The organism is Actinosynnema pretiosum (genome assembly GCF_002354875.1).
Taxonomy (GTDB): domain Bacteria; phylum Actinomycetota; class Actinomycetes; order Mycobacteriales; family Pseudonocardiaceae; genus Actinosynnema; species Actinosynnema auranticum.
In genome coordinates this window covers 2,293,743-2,319,797 of record NZ_CP023445.1, presented here as the reverse complement: position 1 = coordinate 2,319,797, position 26,055 = coordinate 2,293,743, and the positions used below count along the sequence as shown (strand labels likewise).

Sequence of the window (26,055 nt, the reverse complement as noted above, 5' to 3'; positions counted from 1 at the left end):
CCACCCCCCATCGGCGACCCCTGCGCCGGTATACCTCAAACGGCCCAACGCAGGGCGCTGCCAGGAGTAGCAGGCAGGTGTTTGGAACTCGCCCGAATGGGAAGAGGAGTCGCCCGTGATCGAAATCGAACCGGATGTGTCGCCGTGAACTTCTGGGACTTCGTGGCGGACCGGTGGAGCAGGCTGCTCACCGAGTCGCTGCTCCACCTGAGCGCGGTCGTGCAGTGCACGATCATCGCCGCTCTGATCGGTGTCGGCGTGGGGATCGCCGTCTACCGCAGCCCGCTGGGCTCGGCCACGGCCACGGCCCTGGCCAGCGCGGTGCTCACCATCCCCTCCTTCGCCCTGCTGGGACTGCTGATCCCGCTGCTGGGCCTGGGCGCGCCGCCCACCGTGGCCGCGCTGGTGCTCTACGGCCTGCTCCCCGTCGTGCGCAACACGATCGTCGGTCTGAGCGGGGTCGACCGGTCCGTCCGGGACGCCGCGCGGGGCATCGGCATGAGCCGCTTCAGCGTGCTCACCTCGGTGGAGCTGCGCCTGGCGTGGCCCGCGATCCTGACCGGGATGCGCGTCTCGGCCCAGATGCTGATGGGCATCGCCGCGATCGCCGCCTACGCGCGCGGCCCCGGCCTCGGCGTGGAGATCTTCGCCGGGCTGACCAGGGCGGGCAGTGCCAACGCCACCAACCAGGCGATCGCCGGAACGCTCGGCGTCATCGTCCTCGCGCTGCTCCTCGACGGGGTCTTCGCGCTGATCGGACGCTACACCGTCTCTAGGGGGATCCGTGGCCAGTGACATCGAACTCGTGGACGTGACCAAGCGGTACGGCGGCACGAAGCGCGCCGCCGTCGACTCGGTGAGCATGACCATCCCCGCCGGGGAGATCGTGGTGTTCGTCGGCCCGTCGGGCTGCGGCAAGACCACCACCATGCGGATGATCAACCGGCTGATCGAGCCGACCTCCGGCACGATCACCATCGACGGCGCGGACACCCGCTCGCTGGACCCCGACGAGCTGCGGCGCGGCATCGGCTACGCCATCCAGCAGGCCGGGCTGTTCCCGCACATGACCGTCGCGCAGAACGTCGGCACCGTGCCGGGCCTGCTGGGCTGGAACAAGACCAAGGTCCGCGACCGGGTCGACGAGATGCTCGACCTGGTAGGCCTCGACCCGGCCGACTACCGCGACCGCTTCCCCCGCCAGCTCTCCGGCGGCCAGCAGCAGCGCGTCGGCGTGGCCCGCGCGCTCGCCGCCGACCCGCCCGTGCTGCTGATGGACGAGCCGTTCGGCGCGGTCGACCCGATCACCCGCGGCAACCTGCAGGACCAGCTCCTGCGCCTGCAGTCGGAGCTGGGCAAGACGATCGTGTTCGTCACGCACGACTTCGACGAGGCGGTCAAGCTCGGCGACCGCATCGCGGTGCTGGGCGAGCAGTCCAGGATCCTGCAGTACGACACCCCGGAGGCGGTGCTGGCCAACCCGGCCGACGACACCGTCGCGGGCTTCGTCGGCGCGGGCGCCTCGCTCAAGCAGCTGACCCTGCGCCGGGTGCGCGAGGTCGAGCTGGCCAGCGCGGTCACCGCCCCGCAGGACACCGACGCCACCGAGATCCGCCGCAAGCTCGACGAGGCGGGCCGCGAGTTCGCGCTGCTGCTGGACGGCCGCAACCGCCCGGTCAGCTGGGTGCACGCGCGCAACCCGCGCAGCCGCAAGCCCGTCGGCGACCTGGTGTCGCTCCAGTCGACCCTGCAGGACGCGCTGGAGGCGATCCTGACCGAGGGCGGCGCGGCCGTGGTGACCGGCAAGCGCGGCGAGTACGTCGGCCTGGTCGAGATCGACACCGTCATGGGCGCCGTGCAGCAGGCGCGCGACGACCACGCGGGGGCTCCCGCGTGACCGCGACCGCAGTGAACGGCCCCACCCCGGCGGCCACGCGCTCGCGCGCGGACGGGCTGCGCCTGCTGGTCCAGCCCGCGGCCACGGTCCTGCTGGTCGGCGGGGTGCTCCTGTGGGCGTTCAGCCTGGACCTGGACTCGATCGAGCGGCAGAGCATCAACGCCTCGTCGCTGCTGACCGCCACCAGGGACCACCTGGTGATCAGCCTGATCGTGACCGCGCTGGTCGTGGCGATCGCGGTGCCGCTGGGCGTGCTGGTGACCCGGCGCTGGGCGCGCAAGGCCGCCCCGCTGGTGCTGGGGCTGGCCACGATCGGCCAGGCCGCGCCCGCGATCGGCGTGCTGGTGCTGTACTTCATGGCCACCGGCGCCGAGGGCACGTGGGCGGCGGTCGTGCCGATCACGTTCTACTCGTTGCTGCCGGTGCTGCGGAACACCGTGGTGGGCCTGCAGGGCGTGGACCCGGCGCTGGTGGACGCGGCGCGCGGCATCGGCATGTCCCCGCTGACCGTGCTGCGCCGGGTGGAGCTGCCGCTGGCGGTGCCGCTGATCCTGGCCGGCCTGCGCACCGCGCTGGTGCTGGCGGTCGGCGTGGCCACGCTCGCGGTGTTCGTCAACGGCGGCGGCCTCGGCCTGCTGATCGACACCGGTTACAAGCTGGCCCGCGTGCCGGTGCTGGTGACCGGGGCGGTGCTGGCCGTGGGCCTGGCGCTGCTCGTGGACTGGTTGGGCGCGGTGGCCGAGACCTACCTGGGACCGAAGGGGCTGCGATGAGCGGCAGGAGCAGGAGGGGCCTGGCCGCGATCGGCGCGGCGCTGTGCCTCGCGGTGTCCGGCTGCGGGCTGGAGAGCTCGTTCGCGCTGCCGTTCGAGGTGGCGCCCGGCTCGATCCGGCCGGAGCCCGCGCTGGAGGGCGTGAAGGTCTCGGTGGGGTCCAAGGACTTCACCGAGAACATCGTGCTCGGCTACATCACCGAGGTCGCGCTGGCGGCGGCGGGCGCCGAGGTCAACGACATGACCAACATCCAGGGCTCGAACAGCTCGCGGCAGGCGCTGCTGACCGGTGACGCCGACCTGTCCTGGGACTACAGCGGAACCGGCTGGATCAGCTACCTGGGCAACACCGAGCCGATCCAGGGCGAGCGCGAGCAGTACGAGGCGGTCCGCGAGGCCGACCTGGAGCGCAACGGCCTGGTGTGGCTGGAGTACACGAAGGTCAACAACACCTACGCGTTCGCCGTGACGCGGGAGTTCGCCGAGGCCAACGACCTCAGCACCACCAGCCAGATGGCCGAGCTGGTGAAGAACGACCCGAGCAAGGGCGTGTTCTGCCTGGAGACCGAGTTCATCAGCCGCAACGACGGGTTCCCCGGCGTGGCGCGGACCTACGGCTTCGACGCGGGCGCGGCGCAGGTGAAGACCTTCGGCAGCGGCACGATCTACACCGCGACCGCCGACGGGCTGTGCAACTTCGGCGAGGTGTTCACCACCGACGGCCGCATCCTGGCGCTGGACCTGGTGGTGCTGGAGGACGACCGGAGGTTCTTCCCGCAGTACAACGCCTCCCTGGTGCTGCGCGAGGAGTTCCACCGGCAGCACCCGGAGATCGAGCGGATCATGGCGCCGGTGTTCGAGGAGCTGGACAACGACACGATCATCCGGCTGAACGCCGAGGTGGACGTGGACGGCCGCGACCCGGCGGCGGTGGCGCGCGACTGGATGGTGAGCGAGGGGTTCGTGTCGATCCCCGACGACACCATGGCGGCGGGCGCGCGGCGCTAGCGGGTAGCCGTCGGCGGCAGGGCGCAAGACCCCGCCGCCGACGGCGAGAAGCAAAAGCGCGTGTTCGCCGCTAGCGGCGAACACGGGGGCGGGTCGGGGGACGGCGCGGTCCCCCACCCGCCCCGCTCGCTTTCGCGGGACCACCGGACGGCGCGGTGCCCGGTGTCCCCGTGAGCGCACGGGGGTGCGGCCGGACGATTGACATCCGCCCCTCCCCCTCCCAGTCTGGGAGCGCTCCCAATCATCATCGTCGATGAGGACGGCAGATGCGCGCTCCCCGCACCGCTTTGTTGGCACTCGCCCTGCTCGCCGCACCGCTCGCCACCCCCGCGGCGGCGTCGCCGAGCGCCGATCCCCCGACGTCCCAGGCCGTCGACACCCGCGTCTCGGTGAACACCCGCGCGGGCCTGGAAACCGCCCCCGAGCTGGGAATGGGCGTCAACCACGCCATCTGGGACTCCCAGCTCGGCACCCCGCAGGTCGCCGACCTGCTGAAAGACGCGGGTGTCCGGGCCATGCGCTACCCCGGCGGCTCGTACTCGGACATCTACCACTGGCGCGACCACACCGCCCCCGGCGGCTACGTGGCCCCGAACACCGACTTCGACACGTTCATGGCAGGCGTGCGGCGCGCCGGCGGTCAGCCGATCGTCACCGCCAACTACGGCACCGGGACGCCGCAGGAGGCCGCCGACTGGGTGCGCAGCGCCAACGTCGACAAGGGCTACGGCGTCAAGTACTGGGAGATCGGCAACGAGCTCTACGGCAACGGCCACTACGGCACCGCGTGGGAGGAGGACCACCACGAGGACAAGAGCCCGGCCGGGTACGCGGGCCTGGTTCGCGACTACTCGCGGGCGATGAAGGCCGTCGACCCGAGCATCAAGATCGGCGCGGTGCTGACCACGCCCGGCGAGTGGCCGGACGCCATCACGGCCGCCGGTGACGCGGGCTCGTGGAACCAGGTCGTGCTGTCCACGGCGGGCGCGGACATCGACTTCGTGATCCTGCACTGGTACCCGCGCGGCACGAACGCCCCGGACCTGCTGAGCAGCGCGGACACCATCCCCGAGATGATGGCGATGGCCAAGGAGCAGATCCGCGGGCACACCGGCCGGGACCTGGGCATCGCGTTCACCGAGCTGAACACGAACTTCGCCCGCAACACCCAGCCGACCGCGCTGTTCGCCGCCGACGCCTACGCGTCGCTGCTGGAGCGCGGCGCGTTCACCGTCGACTGGTGGAACGCGCACAACGGCCTGGGCAAGGTCAGCACGGTCGCCGGTCAGACCGACTACGACGACTTCGGCCTGCTCTCCAGCGCCAACTGCACCGAGGACGGCTCGGTGTGCCAGCCCGCGCTGAACACGCCGTTCGCGCCGTACCACGCGCTCGCGCTGACCTCCCGGTTCGCGCGCCCCGGCGACCAGTTCGTGGCCGCCTCCAGCACCGACCCGCTGGTGCGCGCGCACGCCGCCCGGCGACCGGACGGCGGGCTGTCGGTGCTGCTGGTGAACCGGGACCCGGACGCGGCGAAGTCGGTCGCGCTCGACTACGCCGGGTTCACCCCGAGGTCCTCGGCGGTGGTGCGGACCTACGGCAACGGCGACACCGCGATCACCACGTCCACCGGGGCGTCCGGCGCGGTCTCGCTCGCCCCGTACTCGATCACCGCGCTGGAGCTGGCGCCCACGTCCGCGACCACCGGCCCGGCGGCGCCCGCCCGGCCGACCGCGTCCTCGGTGACCGACCGCAGCGCCGTGATCGACCTGCCCGTCGCGGCTCCGGGCACCAAGCACGAGGTGCACCGCCAGGTCGGCACGCGCACCGACCAGTGGGGCGAGACCACCGGCGGCAGCTTCACCGCCACCAACCTGTCCCCCGGCACCGAGTACACCGTGAACGTCATCGCGCGCGACAACGCGGGCCGGGTGTCGTGGTCCTCGCCGCCGCTGGTGTTCCGCACCACCGCGCCCGCCTCGTCCACCTGCGCGGTGAAGCTGGCCAACACCAACGACTGGGGCAACGGCTGGGTCGGCGACGTGCAGGTCACCAACACCGGGACCACCCCCGTGGACGGCTGGGTGCTGGCGTTCGACTGGCCGACCACCTGGCAGAAGGTCGACAGCGGCTGGAGCGGCGCGTGGGCGCAGTCCGGCCGGTCGGTGACGGTGACCGCCGACGCGGGCAACCGGCTGCTGGCCCCCGGCGCGACGGTCTCGACCGGTTTCGTGGGCTCCTACCAGGGCCCGAACCGGCTGCCGACCGCGTTCTCGCTGAACGGCGCGCCGTGCTCGCTGCGGTGATCACCGCCGCGCTGCGGTGATCGGGTGGTGGGGCATACCCCGATCAGGGTCTGCCCCACCACCTGCGCAGGCGATAGGACAGGGGGTCACGCCAACCCCAGGAGGTCGATCCGTGCCCCACGTCCCGCACGTCCGCTCCACGGCCCAGTGGCACGTCCCGTTCCCGTCCGCGCCGGTGGTCGAGCACCACCGCGCACCGCTGGGGATCGGCGAGCCGGAACCGAGGTTGTCGTGGACCACGGCGGCGGAGGCGGGGTGGGTGCAGCGGGCGTACGAGGTCGAGGTGGGCGGCGAGCCGACCGGGTGGGTGGAGTCGGACGGGTCGGTCCTGGTGCCGTGGCCCGCCGAGCCGCTGGGCTCGCGGGACCGCAGGGAGCTGCGGGTGCGGGTGCGCGGCGACGGGGGGACGTCGAGCCCGTGGAGCGCGCCGTCGTTCGTGGAGGCCGGGTTGCTGCGGCCGTCGGACTGGGTGGCGCGCATGGTGTCGCCGGTCGCCGGACGCCGCCCTCCCCTGCTGCGGCGGGAGTTCGCGGTGCGCGCGCCGATCGCGCGGGCCCGGCTGTACACGACCGCGCAAGGCGTGCACGAGGTGCTGCTCAACGGGTCGCGGGTCGGCGACGAGGTGCTCGCGCCGGGGTGGACCAGCTACCGGCGCCGGTTGCGCTACCGCACGCACGACGTGACCGGGCTGCTGCGGCACGGGCGCAACGCGCTCGGGGTGGCGCTGGCGGACGGCTGGTACCGGGGCAGGCTCGGGTTCTCCGGGCGGCGCGCGGTGTACGGGGACCGGCTGGCGGCGCTGGTGCAGCTGGAGGTCGTCGGCGAGGACGGCTCGCGGCAGGTGGTGGGCACCGACGAGCGGTGGCGGGCCGGGACCGGCGGGCTGGTGTCGGCGGGCCTGTACGACGGGGAGCACTTCGACGCGCGGCGGCACCCGAGCGGGTGGTCGGAGCCGGGGTTCGACGACTCGGGGTGGGGCGCGGTCGAGGTGGTGGAGCGGGACCTGGCGACGCTGGTCGCGCCGACCGGGCCGCCGGTGCGCCGGACCGAGCTGCTGCGGCCGGTGGCGGTGACCGCGCTGGGGCGGGGGCGGCACCTGCTGGACTTCGGGCAGAACCTGGTGGGGCGGCTGCGGTTGCGGGTGGACGAGGGGGCCGCGCGGGAGGTGGTGGTGCGGCACGCGGAGGTGCTGGAGGACGGCGAGCTGTGCACGCGGACCCTGCGCGGGGCGCGGGCCACCGACCGGTACGCGCCGGGTGCGGGGACGGCGGTGTGGGAGCCGTCGTTCACCTACCACGGGTTCCGGTACGCGGAGGTGACCGGGCTGCCGGGGGCCCCGGACGTGGTGGCGGCGGTGTGCGGCACGGACCTGCGGCGGACCGGGTGGTTCCGGTGCTCGGACCCGGACCTGGAGCGGTTGCACGAGAACGTGGTGTGGAGCGCGCGGGGGAACTGGGTGGACGTGCCCGCGGACTGCCCGCAGCGGGACGAGCGGCTGGGGTGGACCGGGGACGTGCAGGTGTTCGCGCCCGCTGCGGCGTTCCTGCACGACTGCGCGGGCACGCTGGTGTCGTGGCTGGCGGACCTGGCGGCGGACCAGGCGGAGGACGGCACGGTGCCGCTGGTGGTGCCGTCGGTGCCGCTGGGGGCCGGGGTGGGCGACGGGCCGGTGGCGCTGTGGGGTGACGCGGCGGTGCTGGTGCCGTGGGTGCTGTGGGAGCGGTACGGGGACCTGGGGGTGCTGCGGTCGAGCTACCCGAGCGCGCGGGCGTGGGTGGGGCGGGTGGAGCGGGCGCTGGACGAGGACGGGGTGTGGCGGCGGGGGTTCCAGTTCGGCGACTGGCTGGACCCGGCCGCGCCGCCGGACCGGCCGCACGAGGCGCGCACCGCCCCGGCGGTGGTGGCGACGGCGTACGCGGCGCGGTCGGCGCGGGTGCTGGCGCGGGTGGCGGACCTGGTCGGCGCTCCGGGGGACGCCGTGCGGCTGCGCGCGCTGGCGCGGCGGGTGGCGGCGGGGTTCGCGCGGGCGTTCCCCGACCAGGGCGGCACGCAGACCGGTCTGGCGCTGGCGCTGCGGTTCGGGCTGGTGCCCGCGCGGGAGCGGGCACGGGTGGCGCGGCGGCTGGCGGGGCTGGTGCGGGCGGAGGGGCACCGGGTCGGGACGGGGTTCGCGGGGACGCCGGTGGTGCTGGACGCGTTGGCGGACAACGGTTACCTGGACGACGCGTACCTGCTGCTGACCCAGCGGGAGTGCCCGTCGTGGCTGTACGCGGTGGAGCGGGGGGCGACGACGGTGTGGGAGCGGTGGGACGCGCTGCTGCCGGACGGGCGGGTGAACCCCGCCGAGATGACCTCGTTCAACCACTTCGCGCTGGGCTCGGTGGCGGACTGGATGCACCGCGCGGTGGCGGGGTTGGCGCCGGGCGCGCCGGGCTACCGGGTGATCCGGGTGGCGCCCCGGTTCGGCGGCGGGCTGGTGAGCGCGGAGGCGGAGCACCTGACGCCGTACGGTCGGGCGCGCGTGGCGTGGCGGCGCTCGGGCGAGCGCGCGGTGGTGGACGTGGTGGCCCCGACGGGCACCCGCGCGGTCCTGGACCTGCCGGGCGCGGCGCCGCAGGAGGTCGGGCCGGGTCGGCACCGGTTCACGGTGCCGTGCCGGGCGGTGCGGGCGGATGTGGTGCACGTGTGGTGAGACGCCGGGAGGGGCCGGTTTCCCGACCCCTTCCGGCGCTGGTCCTCGCGGCGCAACGACCTCAGTCCGTGCCCGACTCCATCGCCGCCCGGTCCAGCAGCTCCGCGTGGTCGACCTGCCCGCGCGACGCGATGGCCTCCGCGCCACCCTCCTCCAGCGTCCCGATCAGCTCCGTCGGCGCGACCCGAGCCGCGCCGATGAGCGTCGACTGCCCGCTGCCGACCATGCCCAGCCCGGCGTACTGCTCCAGCCGCGCCCGCGAGTCCGCGATGTCCAGGTTCCGCATCGTCAGCTGCCCGATCCGGTCCACCGGCCCGAACGCCGAGTCCTCGGTCCGCTCCATCGACAGCTTGTCCGGGTGGTAGCTGAACGACGGCCCGGACGTGTCGAGCACCGAGTAGTCCTCGCCGCGCCGCAGCCGCAGCGTGACCTCGCCGGTGATCGCGTTGCCGACCCACCGCTGGAGCGACTCGCGCACCATCAGCGCCTGCGGGTCCAGCCAGCGGCCCTCGTACAGCAGGCGGCCGAGCTTGCGGCCCTCGTTGTGGTAGGAGGCGAGCGTGTCCTCGTTGTGGATCGCGTTGACCAGCCGCTCGTACGCGGCGTGCAGCAGCGCCATGCCAGGGGCCTCGTAGATGCCCCGGCTCTTGGCCTCGATGATCCGGTTCTCGATCTGGTCGGACATGCCGAGCCCGTGCCTGCCGCCGATCGCGTTGGCCTCCAGCACCAGGTCGACGGCCGAGCCGAACTCCTTGCCGTTGATCGTGACGGGGCGGCCCTGCTCGAAGCCGACGGTCACGTCCTCGGTGGGGATCTCGACCTCGGGGTCCCAGAAGCGGACGCCCATGATCGGCTCGACGATCTCCAGGCCGGTGTTCAGGTGCTCCAGCGACTTCGCCTCGTGCGTGGCGCCCCAGATGTTGGCGTCGGTGGAGTAGGCCTTCTCGGTGCTCGCCCGGTACGGCAGGTCGCGCGCCTGCAACCACTCGGACATCTCGGTGCGACCGCCGAGCTCGGTGACGAAGGCGGCGTCGAGCCACGGCTTGTAGATCCGCAGGGCGGGGTTGGCCAGCAGGCCGTAGCGGTAGAACCGCTCGATGTCGTTGCCCTTGTAGGTGGAGCCGTCGCCCCAGATCTGCACGTCATCGTCGAGCATGGCCTGCACCAGCATGGTGCCGGTCACGGCGCGGCCGAGCGGGGTGGTGTTGAAGTAGGTGCGACCGCCGGTGCGGATGTGGAACGCGCCGCAGGCCAGCGCCGCGAGCCCTTCCTCGACGAGCGCGGCGCGGCAGTCGACCAGGCGGGCCAGCTCGGCGCCGTACGCGGCGGCGCGGCCGGGGACCGAGGCGATGTCCGGTTCGTCGTACTGGCCGATGTCGGCGGTGTACGTGCACGGCACCGCGCCCTTCTCACGCATCCACGCGACCGCGACGGAGGTGTCGAGGCCACCGGAGAAGGCGATGCCGACCCGCTCGCCGGCGGGGAGGGAAGTGAGCACTTTGGACACGTCGACAATTATGCACAGGAATGCATGATCATTCACAGCGGGTGCGCCGTTTCCCCTGCCCGGCCGCGAAAAGGTGACGCGGCTCACCTGATCACGCCTGCTCGGACGCGGCCCGTTCGGTGCGACACCGCCCCGAACCGTAACCCCGCGCGCCCGAGCCGCGAAGAACCGGCGTCCGGAGCGTCACGAACCCCACCCCGAAGGGGCGCACATGAAGCTCACCGGCGCGCTGGCGGCGCCGGCACTGGCCGTCGCGAGCGCGCCACCGGCCGCCGCGGCGGACCCGGTCACCACGAGGATCGTCGCCGAGGTCAGCCCGGCGACGGCCGTGCCCGCGGGCTCGGTGCACCGGATCACCGGGGTGGCGCTCCAGCAGACCGACGACGGCTGGACGCCGGTGACCGGCTGCGGCGAGGTCTCGGCGCCGCGGTGCGCGGACCGGGGTGGCGCGTCGTGCGGCTGGGGCGGCGGGGGCACGACGGTCGGCGCGCCCGCCGACGGGACCTCCGCCCTGACCGTGCCCGCCACCATCACCGGCTGCCACCAGCTCGTCTTCCACCCGGTGAGCAGCGCGCTGAACAGCTCGGGCCTCGCGCTGCCCAACCACGGTGGTGCTCCAGCCGTCCAGCACCGGCGCGCCCGCCGTCAACCCGACGACCGGGGCGGTGGAGGGCTTCCTCCTGTTCTCCACGTCGTTCCTGCCGTCCGGGCCGACCGTGCGCGTGGAGCGGTCCGAGACCGGGGAGACCTGGGAGAGCGTGGCCACCGCGGTGACCCAGAAGTTCCACAGGGGCTCGTACAGGCACTACGGGAACGTGGGGCAGCCGGTGTCGGGCTGGTGGCGCGCGGTGCACGACGGGACGCCTGACTTCTTCGCAGCCTCGACCAGCGCAGCCGTGCACCTGCCCTGATCGGGGTTCCCCGCGCTCGCGGGGGTGACGTGGGAGGTGGCGGTGATCGGAACCGGACAGGCCGCGCGTAACCGCTCACGCACCGGGTACCCCGTTCGGTGTAACCGGCGAGCGGAGGTCACCGTGTACCCGAACCTGTTCTACCCGTGGGCGTGGCGCGACCCGTCGTGGCTGCCCGGCGCCTCGACCGAGACGCCCGACACCGAGGCCCGCCCCGGCAGCCCGCTGGTGGGCTACTCGGTCGAGGCGACGGACGGCGGCATCGGCAAGGTCCACGAGGACGACGCGGAGGTCCCCGCCGACTGCCTGGTGGTCGACACCGGCCCGTGGATCTTCGGCCGCAAGGTGGTCCTGCCGATCGGCACGGTGGAGCGTGTCGACCACGAGAACCGCACCGTCCACGTCGACCGCACCAAGGACCAGATCAAGGACGCCCCGGAGTTCACCGACGACACCGACCACGAGGACTACCGCACCAGGACCGGCGACTACTACACCGAGAGCTACCGCCTCCTGCCACCGATGCTCTGACCCGAGCGGCCCCGCGACCCGAACGCGGTCGCGGGGCCGGGGCCGTCACCCGAGGCCGTCCAGGACCACGCGCACCGCACGGCGCAGCCGCTCGTCCATCGCGACGCGCTCGACGGGGTCGTACCCGTCCCCCGCCACGGGCCGCAGATCCACCTCCAGCAGCCCGCTCAGCGCGACGAACGCGCCCCGCGCGCTCTCCCCGACCTCGCACAGCGCCTCGATGTGCTCGATCGCGCGCGCACCGGGCACCGGCCCTTCCGCCAGCGCCCACCGCACGCTGCCCGCGAACGCCCCGGCGAACCGCACCGCAGGCTCATCCGACCGCACCAGCCCGGAGAGCCGGTCGAGCACCTCACCCGGCCACTCACCGGTCGCGCCGCGCAGCAGTTCCGCGACGGCGAAGGGAATCCCGAGCCGCACGGCCTCGTCGTACTCCCGCTCCCACCGCGCCAGCGGGTCCAGGACCTTCCCGCGCACCAGCGGGTCCGCGTCGTCCAGCAGCGCGATCAGTCAAGGTGCGCACCCCGTTCCCGGCGTCGGCGGCCAGGGTCAGCAGGTGCGGCAGGACGGCGGGCGCGACGGACAGGATCACCCCGCCCTCGTGGAAGACGGCGTTCGACAGGTCGCTCCAAGCGTCGGGATCGGAGGCGGCGCACGCCAGGAGCAGCTCCGGGACGTCTTCCGCGCTGCCGTAGTGGTGTTCCAGCAGGTCCCACCGGATCGCGTCCAGCGAAGCGGGAAAACCCTTGTCCATCAAGAGACTCCCTCTCGCATCAAAGCCCGGCCAAGAGCCGGACCGCGTGCCGGGAAACGCTGCTCCCCGCCGGCATCTCGCCCCCCGAGCACGCGAAAGAGGGACGGCCCCGACAAGGCCGTCCCTCCCCCGAAACCTCCCCGCCTCACACCACCTGCGGCCTCCGCGACAACGACCGCACCACCAGCACCGTCGCCGCCGCAGCCACCGCCAGCAGCGCCAACCCACCGCCATAAGACCCGTAAGACCCGTACAGCGCCCCCATGATCAACGGCGGCACGAACCCGCCCAGCCCGCCCGCCGCGCCGACGATGCCCGTCACCGAGCCGACCTGGTCCGCCGGGGCCATGATCGCCACCAGCGCGAACGTCGCTCCGCTGCCTGCGCCGAGCGCGACCGCCAGCACCAGGAACGCCGCCGTTCCCATCGGCACCAGCATCGGCGTGAACGCCTGCACGACCGCCGCCGCGACGACCGCCACCAGCGTGGTGTTCAAGACCCTCGCGGGCGCCACCCGGTCCGACAGCCAGCCGCCCAGCGGGCGGGCGATCACCGCCAGCACCACGAAACCGGCCATCCGGTTGGCCGCGTCGGCCTGGGTCAGCTCGTAGCTCGTCTTCAGGTACGTGGGCAGGTAGACCGACATCGCCACGTAACCGCCGAACGACAGCGCGTAGATGCCCGACGCCTGCCAGGTGATCGGCAGCTTCGCCGCGGCCAGCAGCCGGTGCGCCGCCGACCCGGTCGGCTTGGTGCGGCCGGGCGCCTCGCGGATCAGCAGGTAGGAGGCGACCGCGTACACCGCGAGCACGATCGCGGTGACGATGAACGGCGCGGTCTTGCCCGCCGCCGTGACCAGCGGCACGGTGGTCAGCGCGCTGAACGCGGTGCCGCCCATGCCGATGCCGAACAGGCCGAGCGCGGTGCCGCGCCGCTCCGGCGGGAACCAGGCGTTGACCGTGGGCACGCCGACGGCGAACGCGCTGCCGCCGATGCCGAGGAAGAAGCCGCCGACGAGCAGCCCGGTCAGCGAGTACTGCCCGCTGAAGCCCAGGTACAGCACGGGGACGATGGTCGCGGCGGACACCGCCGGGAACATGATCCGGCCGCCGAACCGGTCGGTGAGCACACCGGCCGCGACGCGGCCGACCGAGCCGACGATCACCGGCACCGCCACCAGCAGGGCCTGCTGGAAGGAGGTGAGACCGAGCTCCTCGCGGTACAGGGGTCCCAACGGGCTGAGCAGCGCCCAGGCCCAGAAGTTCACCGCGAATCCGAGGGCGGCCATGACCAGGACCACCCAGCGGGTGCGGTCGTGAGCAGAGTCCGATCCAGTCATGCCCGGAACACTGCGCCCGGCCCGCGTGCGCGGTAAGTGAGCAACTGCCGTGCCGGGAGAGGACTTAGGTCCCTCCAAACGGAGCAACCCGCGCGGTGCACTGGGCACATGGACAGCACAGGGGTGGACCGCCCCCAACCGCGCGGGCGCAAGTTCTTCGCGCGGGGGGAGGTGTCGGCCGACGGCAGGACCGTGCACCGGATCGACCAGGCGGAGTGGGAGCGCTTCTACCGGGACAGGTGGGCCCACGACAAGGTGGTCCGCTCCACGCACGGGGTCAACTGCACCGGTTCGTGCTCGTGGCAGGTGTTCGTCAAGGACGGCCTGATCACCTGGGAGCACCAGGCGACGGACTACCCGTCGGTCGGGCCGGACTCGCCGGAGTACGAGCCGCGCGGCTGCCCGCGCGGCGCCTCGTTCTCCTGGTACACCTACTCCCCGTCACGGGTGCGCTACCCGTACGTGCGGGGCGTGCTGCTCAAGATGTGGCGCGAGGCCAAGGCGCGCCTCGGCGACCCGGTGCTGGCCTGGGCCGAGATCACCGGTGACCCGGAGAAGTCGCGCCGCTACAAGCGGGCGCGCGGCAAGGGCGGCCTGATCCGCTCGACGTGGGACGAGGTCAACGAGCTCGTCGCCGCCGCGCACGTGCACACCGCGAAGGCGCACGGCCCGGACCGGGTGGTCGGCTTCTCGCCGATCCCGGCGATGTCGATGGCCTCGTTCGCGGCGGGCACCCGCTACCACTCGCTGATCGGCGGCACGCTGCTGTCGTTCTACGACTGGTACGCCGACCTGCCGATCGCCTCGCCGCAGATCTGGGGCGACCAGACCGACGTTCCCGAGTCGGCCGACTGGTGGAACAGCGGCTACCTGGTCATGTGGGGCTCGAACATCCCGGTGACCCGCACGCCGGACGCGCACTTCCTCACCGAGGCCCGGTACAAGGGCACGAAGGTCGTCGCGGTCAGCCCGGACTACGCGGACAACGTGAAGTTCGCCGACGACTGGCTGGCGCCGCACCCCGGCACGGACGGCGCGCTGGCGATGGCCATGGGCCACGTGGTGCTGACCGAGTTCTTCCGCGACCGGCAGGTGCCGTACTTCGCGGAGTACACCCGCCGCTACACCGACCTGCCTTTCCTGGTGCGCCTGGAAGAGCGCGGCGACGCGTTCGTGCCCGGCAAGTTCCTCACCGCCGCCGACCTCGGCCAGGACGTGGAGAACGCCGAGTTCAAGACGGTGCTGCTGAACGAGGAGACCGGCGGGGCCGTGGTGCCGCAGGGCTCCCTCGGGCACCGCTGGGGCGAGCAGGGCGAGGGGAAGTGGAACCTCGAACTGGACGGTGTCACGCCCGCGCTCACCCTGCACGAGGCCAAGGCGGTGACCACCGAGGCGGTCGCGATCGACCTGCCGCGCTTCGACGTCGGCGAGACCGAGGGCGGCGGGATCGTGCGCCGGGGCGTGCCCGCGACGCGCGTGAGCGGGATGCTGGTCACCACCGTCTTCGACCTGGTGATGGCGCGCTACGCGGTGGGCCGCGAGGGCCTGCCCGGCGAGTGGCCGCAGTCCTATGAGGACACTGAAGCGCCCGGAACCCCCGGCTGGGCCGAGGAGATCACCTCGGTGCCCGCCGCGACGACCGCGCGCATCGCCCGCGAGTTCGCCCGCAACGCCGAGCGCACCCGTGGCCGCTCGATGATCGTGGTCGGCGCGGGCGCGAACCACTGGTTCCACTCGGACACCATCTACCGCGCGTTCCTGTCGCTGGTGCTGCTCACCGGCTGCCAGGGCCGCAACGGCGGCGGCTGGGCGCACTACGTGGGCCAGGAGAAGGCGCGCCCGGTCACCGGGATGCAGCACCTGGCGTTCGCGTTCGACTGGCAGCGGCCGACCAGGCACATGGCGGGCACCGCGTTCTGGTACCTGGCCACGGACCAGTGGCGCTACGAGGGCTTCAAGGCCGACGAGCTGTCCACCCCGCTCGGCACGGGCATGTTGCGGGGCAAGTCGTTCGCCGACTGCAACGCGCAGGCCGCCCGGCTGGGCTGGCTGCCCTCGCACCCCACCTTCGACCGCAACCCGCTGGACCTGGCCGACGAGGCCAAGGACGCCGGCGTGCCGGTGGCCGACCACGTGGTGTCGGAGCTGAAGGCGGGCAGGCTGAACTTCGCGGCGGAGGACCCGGACAACCCGGCGAACTTCCCGCGCGCGCTGACCGTGTGGCGGGCGAACCTGCTCGGCTCCTCGGGCAAGGGCAACGAGTACTTCCTGCGGCACCTGCTGGGCACCGACGCGCAGGTGCGCGGCGCCGAGACGGCGGAGGAGAACCGGCCGCGGGACGTGGCCTGGCACGACGAGGCGCCTGAGGGCAAGCTCGACCTGCTGACGGCGGTGGACTTCCGCATGACGTCCACGGGCCTGTTCGCGGACGTGGTGCTGCCCGCCGCGACCTGGTACGAGAAGCACGACCTGTCGTCCACGGACATGCACCCCTTCGTGCACGCCTTCAACCCGGCGATCGCGCCGCCGTGGGAGGCGCGCAGCGACTACGACGTGTTCCTCGGCCTGGCCGACCACTACTCGGAGCTGGCGAAGACCCACCTGGGCAAGCGCACCGACGTGCTGGCCGTGCCGCTGGCGCACGACACCCCGGACGAGATGGCCCAGCCGGGCGGGCGGGTGCTGGACTGGCGCGACGGCGACTGCGAGCCGGTCCCCGGCCGCACCATGCCGAAGCTGGTGGTGATCGAGCGGGACTTCGCCGCCACCGCCGAGAAGATGCGCTCGGTCGGCCCGCTGCTGGAGGAGCTCGGCCTGACCACCAAGGGCATCACCTACCACCCGGAGCCGGAGATCGAGCTGCTGCGCCGCACCAACGGCGTGCGCGGCGACAACCGGCCGTCGCTGGCGACCGCCGAGCACATGTGCGAGGCGATCCTGACCCTGTCGGCCACCACCAACGGCAGGCTGGCGGTGGAGGGCTTCAAGCAGCTGGAGAAGCGCACCGGCACGAGGCTCGCTGACCTGGCCGAGGAGAACGAGGGCAAGCGGATCTCCTACCGGGAGGCCAAGAAGGGCCCGCAGGCCGTGCTGACCTCGCCGGAGTGGTCGGGCAGCGAGACCGGTGGCCGCCGCTACTCGGCGTTCGTGATCAACGTGGAGCGGGACAAGCCCTGGCACACCCTGACCGGGCGCCAGCAGTTCTTCGTCGACCACGACTGGCTCACCGAGCTGGGCGAGCAGCTGCCGGTGTACCGCCCGCCGCTGAACATGCACCGCCGGTTCGGCTCGCAGCAGCTGGGCGAGCCCGGCCGCGCCGAGGTGACGGTGCGGTACCTGACGCCGCACTCGAAGTGGTCGATCCACTCGGAGTACCAGGACAACGCGCACATGCTGGCGCTCTCGCGCGGCGGCCCGGACATCTGGATGTCCACCCAGGACGCCGAGCGGATCGGCGTGGCGGACAACGACTGGGTCGAGGCCTACAACCGCAACGGCGTCGTGGTGGCCCGCGCGGTGGTCTCGCACCGGATGCCGGAGGGCACCGCGTACGTCTACCACGCCAAGGACCGCAACGTGAACGTGCCGAAGACCGAGATCGGCGGCAAGCGCGGCGGCGTGCACAACTCGCTGACCCGCCTGCTGCTCAAGCCGACGCACCTGGTGGGCGGCTACGCCCAGTTCACCTACGCGTTCAACTACTACGGCCCGACCGGCAACCAGCGCGACGAGGTCACGGTGGTCCGCCGCCGCTCGCAGGAGGTGGAGTACTGATGCGCGTCATGGCTCAGGTGGCGATGGTGATGAACCTCGACAAGTGCATCGGCTGCCACACCTGCTCGGTGACCTGCAAGCAGACCTGGACGAACCGCGAGGGCGTGGAGTACGCCTGGTTCAACAACGTCGAGACCAAGCCCGGCATCGGCTACCCCAAGCGGTACGAGGACCAGGACCGCTGGAAGGGCGGCTGGGAGCTCGACAGGAAGGGCAGGCTGCGGCTGCGCGGCGGCAGCAGAACGCAGCGGTTGCTGAGCCTGTTCGCCAACCCGGACATGCCCTCGATCGACGACTACTACGAGCCGATCACCTACGACTACGACACGCTGCTGAGCGCGCCCGCGGGCGAGCACACCCCGGTGGCGCGGCCGAAGTCACTGCTGACCGGCGAGGACACCGCGATCACGTGGGGCGCCAACTGGGAGGACGACCTGGGCGGCGCGCCCGAGCACGCCCCCGGCGACCCGAACCTGGAGGGCATCCGGGAGAAGGTGAAGTTCGAGTTCGAGCGCACCTTCATGTTCCACCTGCCCAGGTTGTGCGAGCACTGCCTGAACCCCGCGTGCGTGTCGGCGTGCCCGTCGGGCGCGATGTACAAGCGCGAGGAGGACGGCATCGTCCTGGTGGACCAGGACAGGTGCCGCGGCTGGCGGATGTGCGTGTCCTCGTGCCCGTACAAGAAGGTCTACCTCAACCACGTCACGGGCAAGGCCGAGAAGTGCACGTTCTGCTTCCCGCGCGTGGAGGCGGGGCAGCCCACGGTGTGCTCGGAGACCTGCGTGGGCAGGCTGCGGTACCTCGGGATCGTGCTGTACGACGCGGACGCGGTCACCGCCGCGCTGAGCGTGCCGGACCCGAAGGACCTGCTGGACGCGCAGCGCGCGCTGATCCTGGACCCGCACGACCCGGAGGTCGCGCGGGAGGCGCTGGCGCAGGGCATCGCGCACGACTGGCTGGAGGCCGCCCGCAAGTCGCCGGTGCACGCGCTGATCAGCAAGTACAGGGTCGCGCTGCCGCTGCACCCGGAGTACCGCACCGCCCCCATGGTCTGGTACATCCCGCCGCTGTCGCCGGTGCTGGACGCGGTCACCGCCGTGGACGGCGACTCGTCGGACCCGGACGACGTGTTCCACGCGATCCGCGACCTGCGGATTCCGGTGGAGTACCTGGCGAACCTGTTCACCGCCGGTGACCCGGAGGTGGTGGCCGGGGTGCTGATGAAGCTGGCCGGGATGCGCGGGCACATGCGCAACCGCTCGCTCGACGGCACGGTCGACCAGGGCCTGCTCGACTCGATCGGCCTGAGCGCCGAGGAGGTCGAGGACCTGTACCGGTTGCTGGCCATCGCGAAGTACGAGGACCGGTACGTGATCCCGCTGGCGCACAAGGAGGACGCGGCGCAGCTGGCGGGCCTGGCGACCGGGTGCCCGCTGGACGGCGAGGGCGGTCCCGGCATGGGCGGCGGGGGTCCGGGACGTGGCGCGGTGTCGCTGTCGCTGAGCGCGCCGCCGAGGAAGGGCGTGAAGCGGTGAGGGCGAAGCAGGCCGAGCCGGGCAGGGCCGAGACGTTCGAGCTGCTGGCGACCTTGTTGCAGTACCCCGAGAACGGCCCGTTCGCGGTCCCCGAGGCGCCGGACGGCCCGGCGCGCGAGCCGCTGGAGCGGTTCCTGGCCTGGTACCGCGAGCAGGAGCCGTTCGAGCTGGCGCAGCACTACGTGCGCACGTTCGACCTGCGCCGCCGCACCAGCCTGTACCTGACGTACTACCTGCACGGCGACACCCGCAAGCGCGGCATGGCCATGCTGGTGCTCAAGCAGCGCTACCGCGCCGCGTCGCTGACCCCGCCCGAGGACGAGCTGCCGGACTACCTGCCGGTGGTGTGCGAGTTCGCCGCCCTGCTGGGACCGGGCGCGGGCGAGGCGCCGCTGCGCCAGCACCGCTCGGGCCTCGAGCTGATCCGCGCCGGGCTGGCCGACGCCGGTTCGCCGTACGCGGACCTGCTGGAGGCGCTGTGCGCCCTGCTCCCCGAGCTGGGCGAGGAGGAGAAGGCCGCGATGCGGGAACTGGCCCTGGAGGGGCCTCCGGTGGAGGAAGTGGGCCTGGCCCCCTTCGCCCCGCCCGACTACCTGACCGGAATGGAGGTGCGGGTGTGAGCACCCTGCTGTGGGTCGTCTTCCCGTACGCGGCGCTGACGGTGTTCGCGGTGGGCCACGTGTGGCGCTGGCGCAGCGACCAGTTCGGCTGGACCACGCGGACCACGCAGCTGCTGGAGCGGCGCTGGCTGCGCTGGGGCTCACCGCTGTTCCACCTGGGCGCGTTCGCCGCGATCGGCGGCCACGCGATGGGTCTGCTGGTGCCGAAGGCGGTGACGGAGTTCGTCGGCATCACCGAGCACCTGTACCACCTGGTGGCGGTGGGCGCGGGCAGCGTGGCCGCGGTGATGCTGGTGGTGGGCCTGGGGTTGCTGATCGCGCGCCGGGTGCTGGAGCCGAGGATCAACCGCACCACCACGAAGTCGGACAAGGTGCTGTTCGCGGTGCTGGGCCTCGTGGTCGCCGCGGGCGTGACGGCGACGGTGGTGGAGCAGCTGGTCAAGGGCGGCTACGACTACCGGGAGACGATCTCGGTGTGGTTCCGGGGCCTGTTCGCCCTGAACCCGGACCCGCTGCTGATGGTGGACGTCCCGCTGGTGTTCCAGCTGCACGCCCTGAGCGCGTTCCTGCTGTTCGCGATCTGGCCGTTCACCAGGCTGGTGCACGTGTGGTCGGCCCCGATCGCGTACCTGTGGCGCCCGTACGTGGTGTACCGCCGCAGGTCGGCGCCCCCGAAGCGGCCGATGGCGCACCGCTGACCCCGATCGCCCCCGAGGACCCGCTCGCGCCCCTGGGTGCGGGCGGGTCTTCTCGCGCCTGTCGTGCAGCCACCGCGCGCCGGAAGTAGCTTCGCCGAGGAGACCAGCACCCCGAGCCACCGGAGGCCACCATGACCGCACCGCGCGCCGTGATCTCCGGGGCAGGCATCGCCGGCCTGTCCGCCGCCTACTGGCTGCGCCGCACCGGCTGGGACGTCACGGTCCTGGAGCTGGCCGGGGAGTTCCGCGACGGCGGCCAGAACGTCGACGTCCGGGGCGTCGCCCACGAGGTGCTCGACCTGATGGGACTCACCGAGGCCGTCCGCGCCCGCAACACCACCGAGACCGGCACGGTCCTCGTCGACGGGCGGGGCCGGGTCGTCGCCACCCTCCCCGAGGGCCGCGACGGCGCCACCGCCGAGCTGGAGGTCCTGCGCGGCGACCTGGCCCGCGCCGTCCTGGAGCAGCTCCCGCCGGGGACCGACCTGCGCTTCGGCGAGCGGATCACCGAGGTCGCCCAGGGCGCCGACGCCGTCGCGGTCACCACGGCGCGGGGCGAGGTGCTGACCGCCGACCTGCTCGTGGTCGCCGAGGGCGTCCGCTCCAGCACCCGCGACCTGGTGTTCGGCCCCGACGTCGACCGCCACGAGCTCGGCATCACCATGCTGTTCGGCACGATCCCCCGCACCCCCGCCGACGACGACCGCTGGCGCTGGCACACCGCCGTCGGTGGCCGCCAGGTCCACCTGCGCCCCGACAACCGGGGCACCACCCGCGCCATGCTCGCGTTCACCGACGACGGCCCGGAGCGCCCGACCGCCGAGCAGGTCCGCGAGCGCTACGCGGGCGTCGGCTGGGAGGCGCCCCGCGTGCTGGACGGGTTCGCCACCACCGACGACCTCTACGTCGACCGCCTCACCCAGATCCGGATGCCCGCCTGGCGCCGGGGCCGGGTGTGCGTGACGGGCGACGCGGCCTGGTGCGTGACCCCGATGGGCGGCGGTGGCGCGTCGCTGGCCCTGACCAGCGGGTACGTCCTGGCCGCCTGCCTGTCCACCGCGCCGGACCAGGACGGCGGGCTGGCGGCGTTCGAGGCGTGGATGCGCCCGCTGGTCGACGACGTGCAGCAGCTCCCGCCCGGCGTGCGCCGCGTGGCCTACCCGAACACCCGCCTGGGCCTGGCGCTGCGCGACGCGGTGGCCCGGATCGTCACGTCCACGCCGCTCTCACGCCTGGTCGGGAAGCTCACCGAGGTCGCCGCCACCGACCGCCCCCTGCCCCGGATCGCGCCCGCCTGACCCCAGCGCCGCGATCAGCTCGCCCACCCGGTGCCCCGCCTCCAGGGGGTGCCGCAGCAGCCCGTCCCGGTTGACCCGGTAGTGGTTGCGCCGCCCCACCTTCGTGCGCTCCACGTACCCGCCGGCGATCAGGTCGACCATGATCAGCTGCACCGCCCGGCTGGTCACCCCGACCCGCCCCGCGATCACCGGCAGGGTCTGGTCCGGGTCGTCGGCCAGGCACAGCAGCACGTGCGCGTGGTTGCTCAGGAACGTCCACGCGCCCCCGGTCACCGGTCCTCCGCTGCCCACCGCTTCCTCCATCCGGGTTAACCGATCCAGTGTTGACAGGCGAACCGCAGTTCGTCATTCTAGTGGCGCGGAGGGGAGTACCCGCCTCAGCCGAGCTCGTCATTACGGCAACCCGGACGGTTGCCCGGTCTCGGCGCCGCCGGACGTCCCAAGAGGGGCGCGGCGGTCGGGGAGACCTCCGGTCGACAGTGGACCGGAGGTGCGTTCTTCGTGGTTGTCCCGTTCTGGGCCTGGGCCGCGGTGCTCGGCGTGATCCTGGTGATGCTCGCGGTGGACCTGTTCGCCCACCGGCGCGCGCACGTGGTGAGCGTGCGGGAGGCGGCCGTCTGGTCGGCGGTGTGGATCACCCTGGGGCTCGCCTTCGGCGGGGTCGTGTGGTGGGTGTGGGGCGCGGACCCGGCGGCGCAGTACTTCGCCGGTTACGTGATCGAGAAGTCCCTCGCGGTCGACAACGTGTTCGTCTTCGCGATCATCTTCGGCTACTTCGCCGTCCCCAGGGAGCACCAGCACCGGGTGCTGTTCTACGGCGTGCTGGGCGCGCTGGTGTTCCGCGCGGTGTTCATCGCGGCGGGCTCGGTGCTGATCGCGAGCTTCTCCTGGATCCTCTACCTGTTCGGCGCGTTCCTGGTGCTCACCGGGGTGAAGATGGCGCGGCAGAAGGACGAGGTGGTCGACCCGGAGCGCAGCGCGGTGCTGCGGCTGTTCCGCCGGTTCGTGCCGATGACCGAGAAGCAGCACGGGCACAGGTTCCTGGTGCGCGAGGGCGGCAAGTGGGTGGCGACGCCGCTGCTGGCGGTGCTGGTGCTGGTCGAGGTGACCGACATCGTGTTCGCGGTGGACTCGATCCCGGCGATCTTCGCGGTGACGCAGGAGCCGTTCCTGGTGTTCACCTCGAACGCGTTCGCGATCCTGGGCCTGCGCGCCATGTACTTCCTGCTGGCGGACCTGATGCACCGGTTCACCTACCTGAAGCTGGGGCTGGCCCTGGTGCTGATGTGGGTGGGCGTGAAGATGCTGCTGCTGGACGTGTACAAGATCCCGACGGGCCTGTCGCTGGCCGTGGTGGCGGCGATCCTGGCCGTGGCGGTCGGGGCGAGCTGGTGGAAGACCAGGGGCTCGACGCCGGAGGCGGGGGCCGGGGCCGAGATCGAGCCCGACCCCGAGTCCAAGACCGAGCCCGAGGCCGAGTCCCGCTCGGAGACCGGGTCCAACCGCTCCTGACCGGGTGATAGCGGGGTGGGACGGTAATCGCGCCTCCGATTCCACCCCGCTTTTCACCCACTTGGCACCACACACCTCCGGAACCGACAGGTAGTGTCGCGGCGACGGAGTGATCACGGGGGGGGTGGGCCACTCCGCCAAGGGTCGTCGGGGAACGACTCGGCACGCGCACGGGAAAACCGCCCCCACCGCACTCGAACACCACCAGCACAGCTCAGAACAGCGCGAACGCACCGCTCGCCGCTTTCCCGCGCGCAACGAGAAAACCGGTCACGGTCCACCGCGCGGATTTCGCCACACCCGCGCAGCCGTGCCCGGATCAACTGGGGAAGCACAGGGAATGGCGCAGATGAGAATCGACCAGAGCACGCAGAAGAATTCCGTGACGGCTCCGGGGGACACCGCCGCGGAAAGCCCAGCCACCGACCGCAGGGCGGATCTGGCCCGCGACCTGGCGCGCCGCACCGGGTGCGCGCGCAGCACTCTTCACGACGCGCTGGCGGGCCGCAGGTCCCTGCGGCTCAACACGGTGCCAGCGGTCGCGCGGGCCCGCGGCGACGACCCGGCGGGGTGGCGGGGCCGGTGGGTCGCCGCCCGCCCGCGCGCCACGAGCCGCTGGCCGTCGCGCAGGGTCGGCGCCATGCTGCCGCCCCGCACGGTCACCCTGGTCCACCACGCCATCAGCGCACCCTCCCCTCCTGCTAGCCGCCCGCCTGGAGGCGGACAGCCGGGCGCACTCGCCGCCCGCGTCCACCAGCTCGTCGTGGCGGCCCCGCTCGGCGATCCGGTCGCTGGAGAGCGTCACGATCAGGTCGGCACCGCGCAGCGCGGACAGCCAGCGCGAGACGAGCAGCCTGGTCCGCCCGGCCGCGCGCCGCCGCAGGGTCTCGTGCACCCGGCGCTCCCCCCACGGCGTCCAGGCCAGAGGTGGGCTCGTCCAGCACCAGCAGCCAGGTGTCTTCGCGCATCAGGCACCGCACGAGCGCGACCCGCTGCCACTGCCGCCGGACAGCGCGACGCCTGCTCGCCCGCCGTCCGTGTGGGTGCGCGAGAGGAGCGTGTCGCAGCCGTCAGACAGGGCGGCCACGACGTCGTCGACGCGGGCGGCGATCGCGGCTCGGGTGAGGCGGTCCCGCTCGCCGAAGGCGCGGACCTGCCCGATACCGATGTTCTCGGCGGCGGTGAGGTCGTAGGCCATGTCCTGCACGCCAGCGACGGTCCCGAGGAACAGCACCAGGTACCCGACCGCGGCCCGCCCGGACCCGACGCCGACCGTGCCGGTCCCGCCGACCACCGCGAGCGCGCCCTGCGCCAGGGTCCCCCGGCGGGCGACGGCGAGGCGGGCGCCGGAGACGGCGGTGAGCGAGTCGACCATCCTGGCGCGCAGCAGGTTCCCGAGCCCGAACAGCCGGATCTCCTTGGCGGCGCGCACGTCGGTGAGCAGTGCCCGGTAGAACAGCCGGCGCCGGTCGGCGGCGACCCAGGACTCCTAGGTGGACGTTTCGCGCCGCGCGGTCGCCAGGCGCGCGAGCACGGCGGTGGCCGCGCAGACGAGCAGCAGCGGTGCCATCGGCGGCCAGACGACCAGCAACGCGCCGGTAAACCCGACCAGCAGCACGGTGGAGCGCACCGCCTCCTGGGCGAACTGCGAGACCGCGCCGGGCACCTCCTGCACGGCCTCCTCGGCGAGACGCAGCCGGTTGTGAAAGGCGGGGTCCTCGACGTGGCGCAGTCCGGGGAGGGCGGCGATCCGGCGAAATAGCGCGTCCTCCACGGTGAGCGCGACCCGGTGTCGCACGACGTCGCCGAGGTACCCGCAGAGGTAGAGCAGCGCGACCGCGAGCCCACCGGCGAGCGCCGACCCGACCGCGAGCGCAGCGGCGCGGGCGGTGGAGGCGGTGGAGGCGGTGCCGGAGGTGAGCTCGTCGACCAGCAGCCCGGTGAGCCGGGGGGCTAGCCGCCGTGGTTGCCTCTGGCCACTGCGGCATCCATCCAGGCTTAGACTTCCTTTCAGAATGAGTGGAGGCGTCGGTAGCAGATCAGTGCGCAGGCCAGGTTCAGGAAGCCCTGGTGTAGGTCGGCTCGGTGGTCCCAGCGGGTGCGTAGGCGTCGGTACTGGTGGAGCCAGGACAGGGTGCGTTCGACCACCCGGCGCAGCGTGCCCAGCCCGGAGCCGTGCGGTTGTCCGCGGCGGGCGATCAACGGGAGGATCCGCCGCCTACGCAGGGTTTTCCGGTTGGCCGCGCTGTCGTAGCCGCGGTCGGCGAGCATCACCTCCGGCCGCCACCTCGGCCTGCCGGGTTTCCCGGCGATGCGGGGCAGGGCGTCGAGCATCTCGGTCAGGGTGGTGGTGTCGTGGGTGTTGGCGGCGCTGACCGCGACCGTCAGCGGGTGACCGGCGCCGTCGACGACGACGTGGTGTTTCGAGCCGGTCTTGCGGCGGTCGACCGGGCTCGGGCCGGTGAAGGCCCCCCTTTTAGTGCCCTGGCGTGGGAGGAGTCGATGGCCGCGCGCGACCAGTCGATCCGGTTCGCGGCGTGCAACTCGGCCAGTAGCACCTCGTGCAGGCGTTGCCAGACCCCGGCCTCGGTCCATTCCACCATCCTGCGGCGGCAGGTCGAGCCCGAGCCGAAGCCGAGCTCGGTGGGCAGGTCGGCCCACTCGATGCCGGTGTGCAGCACGAACAGGATCCCCTGCAGACACTCACGTGCGGGCAACCGCTTACGGCCGGGGTGGCGGAAGTTCCTGGTCGGGACCGGGATCAGCGGCTCGACCAGGTCCCACAGATCGTCATCGACGATCCACGGCGCAGCCATGCCCTATCGGGTTCCCCGCCAGCCAAAACACCAACCAACTCATTCTGAAAGGAGCTATTAGTACCGCAACGGCACTTGCTTGTCC

At 72.7% G+C, this 26,055-nt stretch carries 23 protein-coding genes; 14 read left to right on the top strand and 9 right to left on the bottom strand.

Annotated elements, in window-relative coordinates; genetic code table 11:
* The first annotated feature begins 144 nt into the window (after window positions 1-144).
* The 6 genes from CNX65_RS10490 (at window position 145) to CNX65_RS10465 (ending at window position 8,675) form a co-directional block, all read left to right on the top strand.
* Window positions 145-795: an ABC transporter permease gene (locus CNX65_RS10490; protein WP_096492605.1), complete on the top strand. Its 651-nt coding sequence runs from the start codon at window positions 145-147 to the stop codon at window positions 793-795.
* Complete coding sequence (locus CNX65_RS10485) at window positions 785-1,897, top strand: ABC transporter ATP-binding protein (RefSeq protein ID WP_096492604.1); 1,113 nt, start codon at window positions 785-787, stop codon at window positions 1,895-1,897. The genes CNX65_RS10490 and CNX65_RS10485 overlap by 11 nt, the downstream gene beginning before the upstream one ends.
* Window positions 1,894-2,670 (top strand): ABC transporter permease, encoded by a 777-nt coding sequence (locus tag CNX65_RS10480; RefSeq protein ID WP_096492603.1) that lies wholly within the window; start codon window positions 1,894-1,896, stop codon window positions 2,668-2,670. The genes CNX65_RS10485 and CNX65_RS10480 overlap by 4 nt, the downstream gene beginning before the upstream one ends.
* Window positions 2,667-3,677, top strand: coding sequence for a glycine betaine ABC transporter substrate-binding protein (locus tag CNX65_RS10475; protein WP_096492602.1), 1,011 nt, complete (start codon window positions 2,667-2,669; stop codon window positions 3,675-3,677). The genes CNX65_RS10480 and CNX65_RS10475 overlap by 4 nt, the downstream gene beginning before the upstream one ends.
* Before the next feature lie 266 nt (window positions 3,678-3,943).
* The gene (locus tag CNX65_RS10470) at window positions 3,944-5,983 is read left to right on the top strand and encodes a cellulose binding domain-containing protein (protein ID WP_096492601.1); all 2,040 of its coding nucleotides are present in this window, start codon (window positions 3,944-3,946) and stop codon (window positions 5,981-5,983) included.
* 112 nt (window positions 5,984-6,095) lie between these two features.
* Window positions 6,096-8,675 carry a glycoside hydrolase family 78 protein gene (locus tag CNX65_RS10465; protein ID WP_096492600.1) on the top strand — a complete coding sequence of 860 codons (2,580 nt, stop codon included), beginning with the start codon at window positions 6,096-6,098 and terminating at the stop codon, window positions 8,673-8,675.
* Between the two features lie 61 nt (window positions 8,676-8,736).
* Here the strand turns inward: CNX65_RS10465 and argG are convergent, their stop codons facing one another.
* Together argG and CNX65_RS10455 are read right to left on the bottom strand one after the other, a co-directional pair.
* Window positions 8,737-10,182, bottom strand: coding sequence for an argininosuccinate synthase (argG, locus tag CNX65_RS10460; RefSeq protein ID WP_096492599.1), 1,446 nt, complete (start codon window positions 10,180-10,182; stop codon window positions 8,737-8,739).
* A gap of 183 nt (window positions 10,183-10,365) precedes the next feature.
* Complete coding sequence (locus tag CNX65_RS10455; protein ID WP_096492598.1) at window positions 10,366-10,785, bottom strand: hypothetical protein; 420 nt, start codon at window positions 10,783-10,785, stop codon at window positions 10,366-10,368.
* Window positions 10,786-10,790: 5 nt separating this feature from the next.
* On the opposite strand from CNX65_RS10455, the gene CNX65_RS10450 reads away from it, so the two are divergent.
* Both CNX65_RS10450 and CNX65_RS10445 read left to right on the top strand, forming a co-directional pair.
* Entirely contained in the window at window positions 10,791-11,093 is a 303-nt protein-coding gene (locus tag CNX65_RS10450) for a hypothetical protein (RefSeq protein ID WP_096492597.1), read from the top strand.
* A 123-nt stretch (window positions 11,094-11,216) separates the two neighbouring features.
* Complete coding sequence (locus CNX65_RS10445; protein ID WP_096492596.1) at window positions 11,217-11,624, top strand: hypothetical protein; 408 nt, start codon at window positions 11,217-11,219, stop codon at window positions 11,622-11,624.
* A gap of 45 nt (window positions 11,625-11,669) precedes the next feature.
* Here the strand turns inward: CNX65_RS10445 and CNX65_RS10440 are convergent, their stop codons facing one another.
* Window positions 11,670-12,101, bottom strand: a complete 432-nt coding sequence (locus CNX65_RS10440) for a hypothetical protein (protein WP_096492595.1) — start codon at window positions 12,099-12,101, stop codon at window positions 11,670-11,672.
* 422 nt (window positions 12,102-12,523) lie between these two features.
* Window positions 12,524-13,717: a nitrate/nitrite transporter gene (locus CNX65_RS10430; protein ID WP_096492593.1), complete on the bottom strand. Its 1,194-nt coding sequence runs from the start codon at window positions 13,715-13,717 to the stop codon at window positions 12,524-12,526.
* A gap of 108 nt (window positions 13,718-13,825) precedes the next feature.
* Between CNX65_RS10430 and CNX65_RS10425 the strand changes: the two genes are divergently transcribed.
* The 5 genes from CNX65_RS10425 to CNX65_RS10405 all read left to right on the top strand — a co-directional run bounded on the left by CNX65_RS10425 (window position 13,826) and on the right by CNX65_RS10405 (window position 21,642).
* Entirely contained in the window at window positions 13,826-17,491 is a 3,666-nt protein-coding gene (locus CNX65_RS10425) for a nitrate reductase subunit alpha (RefSeq protein WP_096492592.1), read from the top strand.
* Window positions 17,491-19,026, top strand: a complete 1,536-nt coding sequence (narH, locus tag CNX65_RS10420; protein WP_096492591.1) for a nitrate reductase subunit beta — start codon at window positions 17,491-17,493, stop codon at window positions 19,024-19,026. Before CNX65_RS10425 ends, narH begins: the two co-directional genes overlap by 1 nt.
* Complete coding sequence (gene narJ, locus CNX65_RS10415; protein WP_096492590.1) at window positions 19,023-19,646, top strand: nitrate reductase molybdenum cofactor assembly chaperone; 624 nt, start codon at window positions 19,023-19,025, stop codon at window positions 19,644-19,646. The genes narH and narJ overlap by 4 nt, the downstream gene beginning before the upstream one ends.
* Window positions 19,643-20,344, top strand: a complete 702-nt coding sequence (gene narI / locus CNX65_RS10410) for a respiratory nitrate reductase subunit gamma (RefSeq protein WP_096492589.1) — start codon at window positions 19,643-19,645, stop codon at window positions 20,342-20,344. The genes narJ and narI overlap by 4 nt, the downstream gene beginning before the upstream one ends.
* A 131-nt stretch (window positions 20,345-20,475) precedes the next feature.
* Window positions 20,476-21,642 carry an FAD-dependent monooxygenase gene (locus tag CNX65_RS10405; protein ID WP_096492588.1) on the top strand — a complete coding sequence of 389 codons (1,167 nt, stop codon included), beginning with the start codon at window positions 20,476-20,478 and terminating at the stop codon, window positions 21,640-21,642.
* On the opposite strand, the gene CNX65_RS10400 is transcribed toward CNX65_RS10405, so the two are convergent.
* Window positions 21,571-21,933, bottom strand: a complete 363-nt coding sequence (locus CNX65_RS10400; protein ID WP_309142010.1) for a helix-turn-helix transcriptional regulator — start codon at window positions 21,931-21,933, stop codon at window positions 21,571-21,573. The two genes, CNX65_RS10405 and CNX65_RS10400, sit on opposite strands and share 72 nt — an antisense overlap.
* 210 nt (window positions 21,934-22,143) lie before the next feature.
* Between CNX65_RS10400 and CNX65_RS10395 the strand changes: the two genes are divergently transcribed.
* On the top strand, window positions 22,144-23,154 hold the full coding sequence (locus CNX65_RS10395) for a TerC family protein (RefSeq protein ID WP_096492586.1): 1,011 nt from the start codon (window positions 22,144-22,146) through the stop codon (window positions 23,152-23,154).
* A gap of 486 nt (window positions 23,155-23,640) precedes the next feature.
* On the opposite strand, the gene CNX65_RS10390 is transcribed toward CNX65_RS10395, so the two are convergent.
* The 4 genes from CNX65_RS10390 to CNX65_RS10375 all read right to left on the bottom strand — a co-directional run bounded on the left by CNX65_RS10390 (window position 23,641) and on the right by CNX65_RS10375 (window position 25,970).
* On the bottom strand, window positions 23,641-23,835 hold the full coding sequence (locus CNX65_RS10390; RefSeq protein WP_096492585.1) for a S24/S26 family peptidase: 195 nt from the start codon (window positions 23,833-23,835) through the stop codon (window positions 23,641-23,643).
* Window positions 23,836-24,121: 286 nt separating this feature from the next.
* Window positions 24,122-24,586 (bottom strand): hypothetical protein, encoded by a 465-nt coding sequence (locus CNX65_RS10385; RefSeq protein WP_096492584.1) that lies wholly within the window; start codon window positions 24,584-24,586, stop codon window positions 24,122-24,124.
* A 57-nt stretch (window positions 24,587-24,643) separates the two neighbouring features.
* Window positions 24,644-24,952, bottom strand: a complete 309-nt coding sequence (locus tag CNX65_RS35250; protein WP_157767578.1) for a hypothetical protein — start codon at window positions 24,950-24,952, stop codon at window positions 24,644-24,646.
* A 212-nt stretch (window positions 24,953-25,164) separates the two neighbouring features.
* A protein-coding gene (locus CNX65_RS10375; RefSeq protein WP_177154410.1) for an IS5 family transposase occupies window positions 25,165-25,970 on the bottom strand; the annotation gives its coding sequence in 2 pieces (ribosomal slippage) (window positions 25,165-25,619 and window positions 25,619-25,970; 807 coding nt in all).
* Window positions 25,971-26,055: the final 85 nt, after the last annotated feature.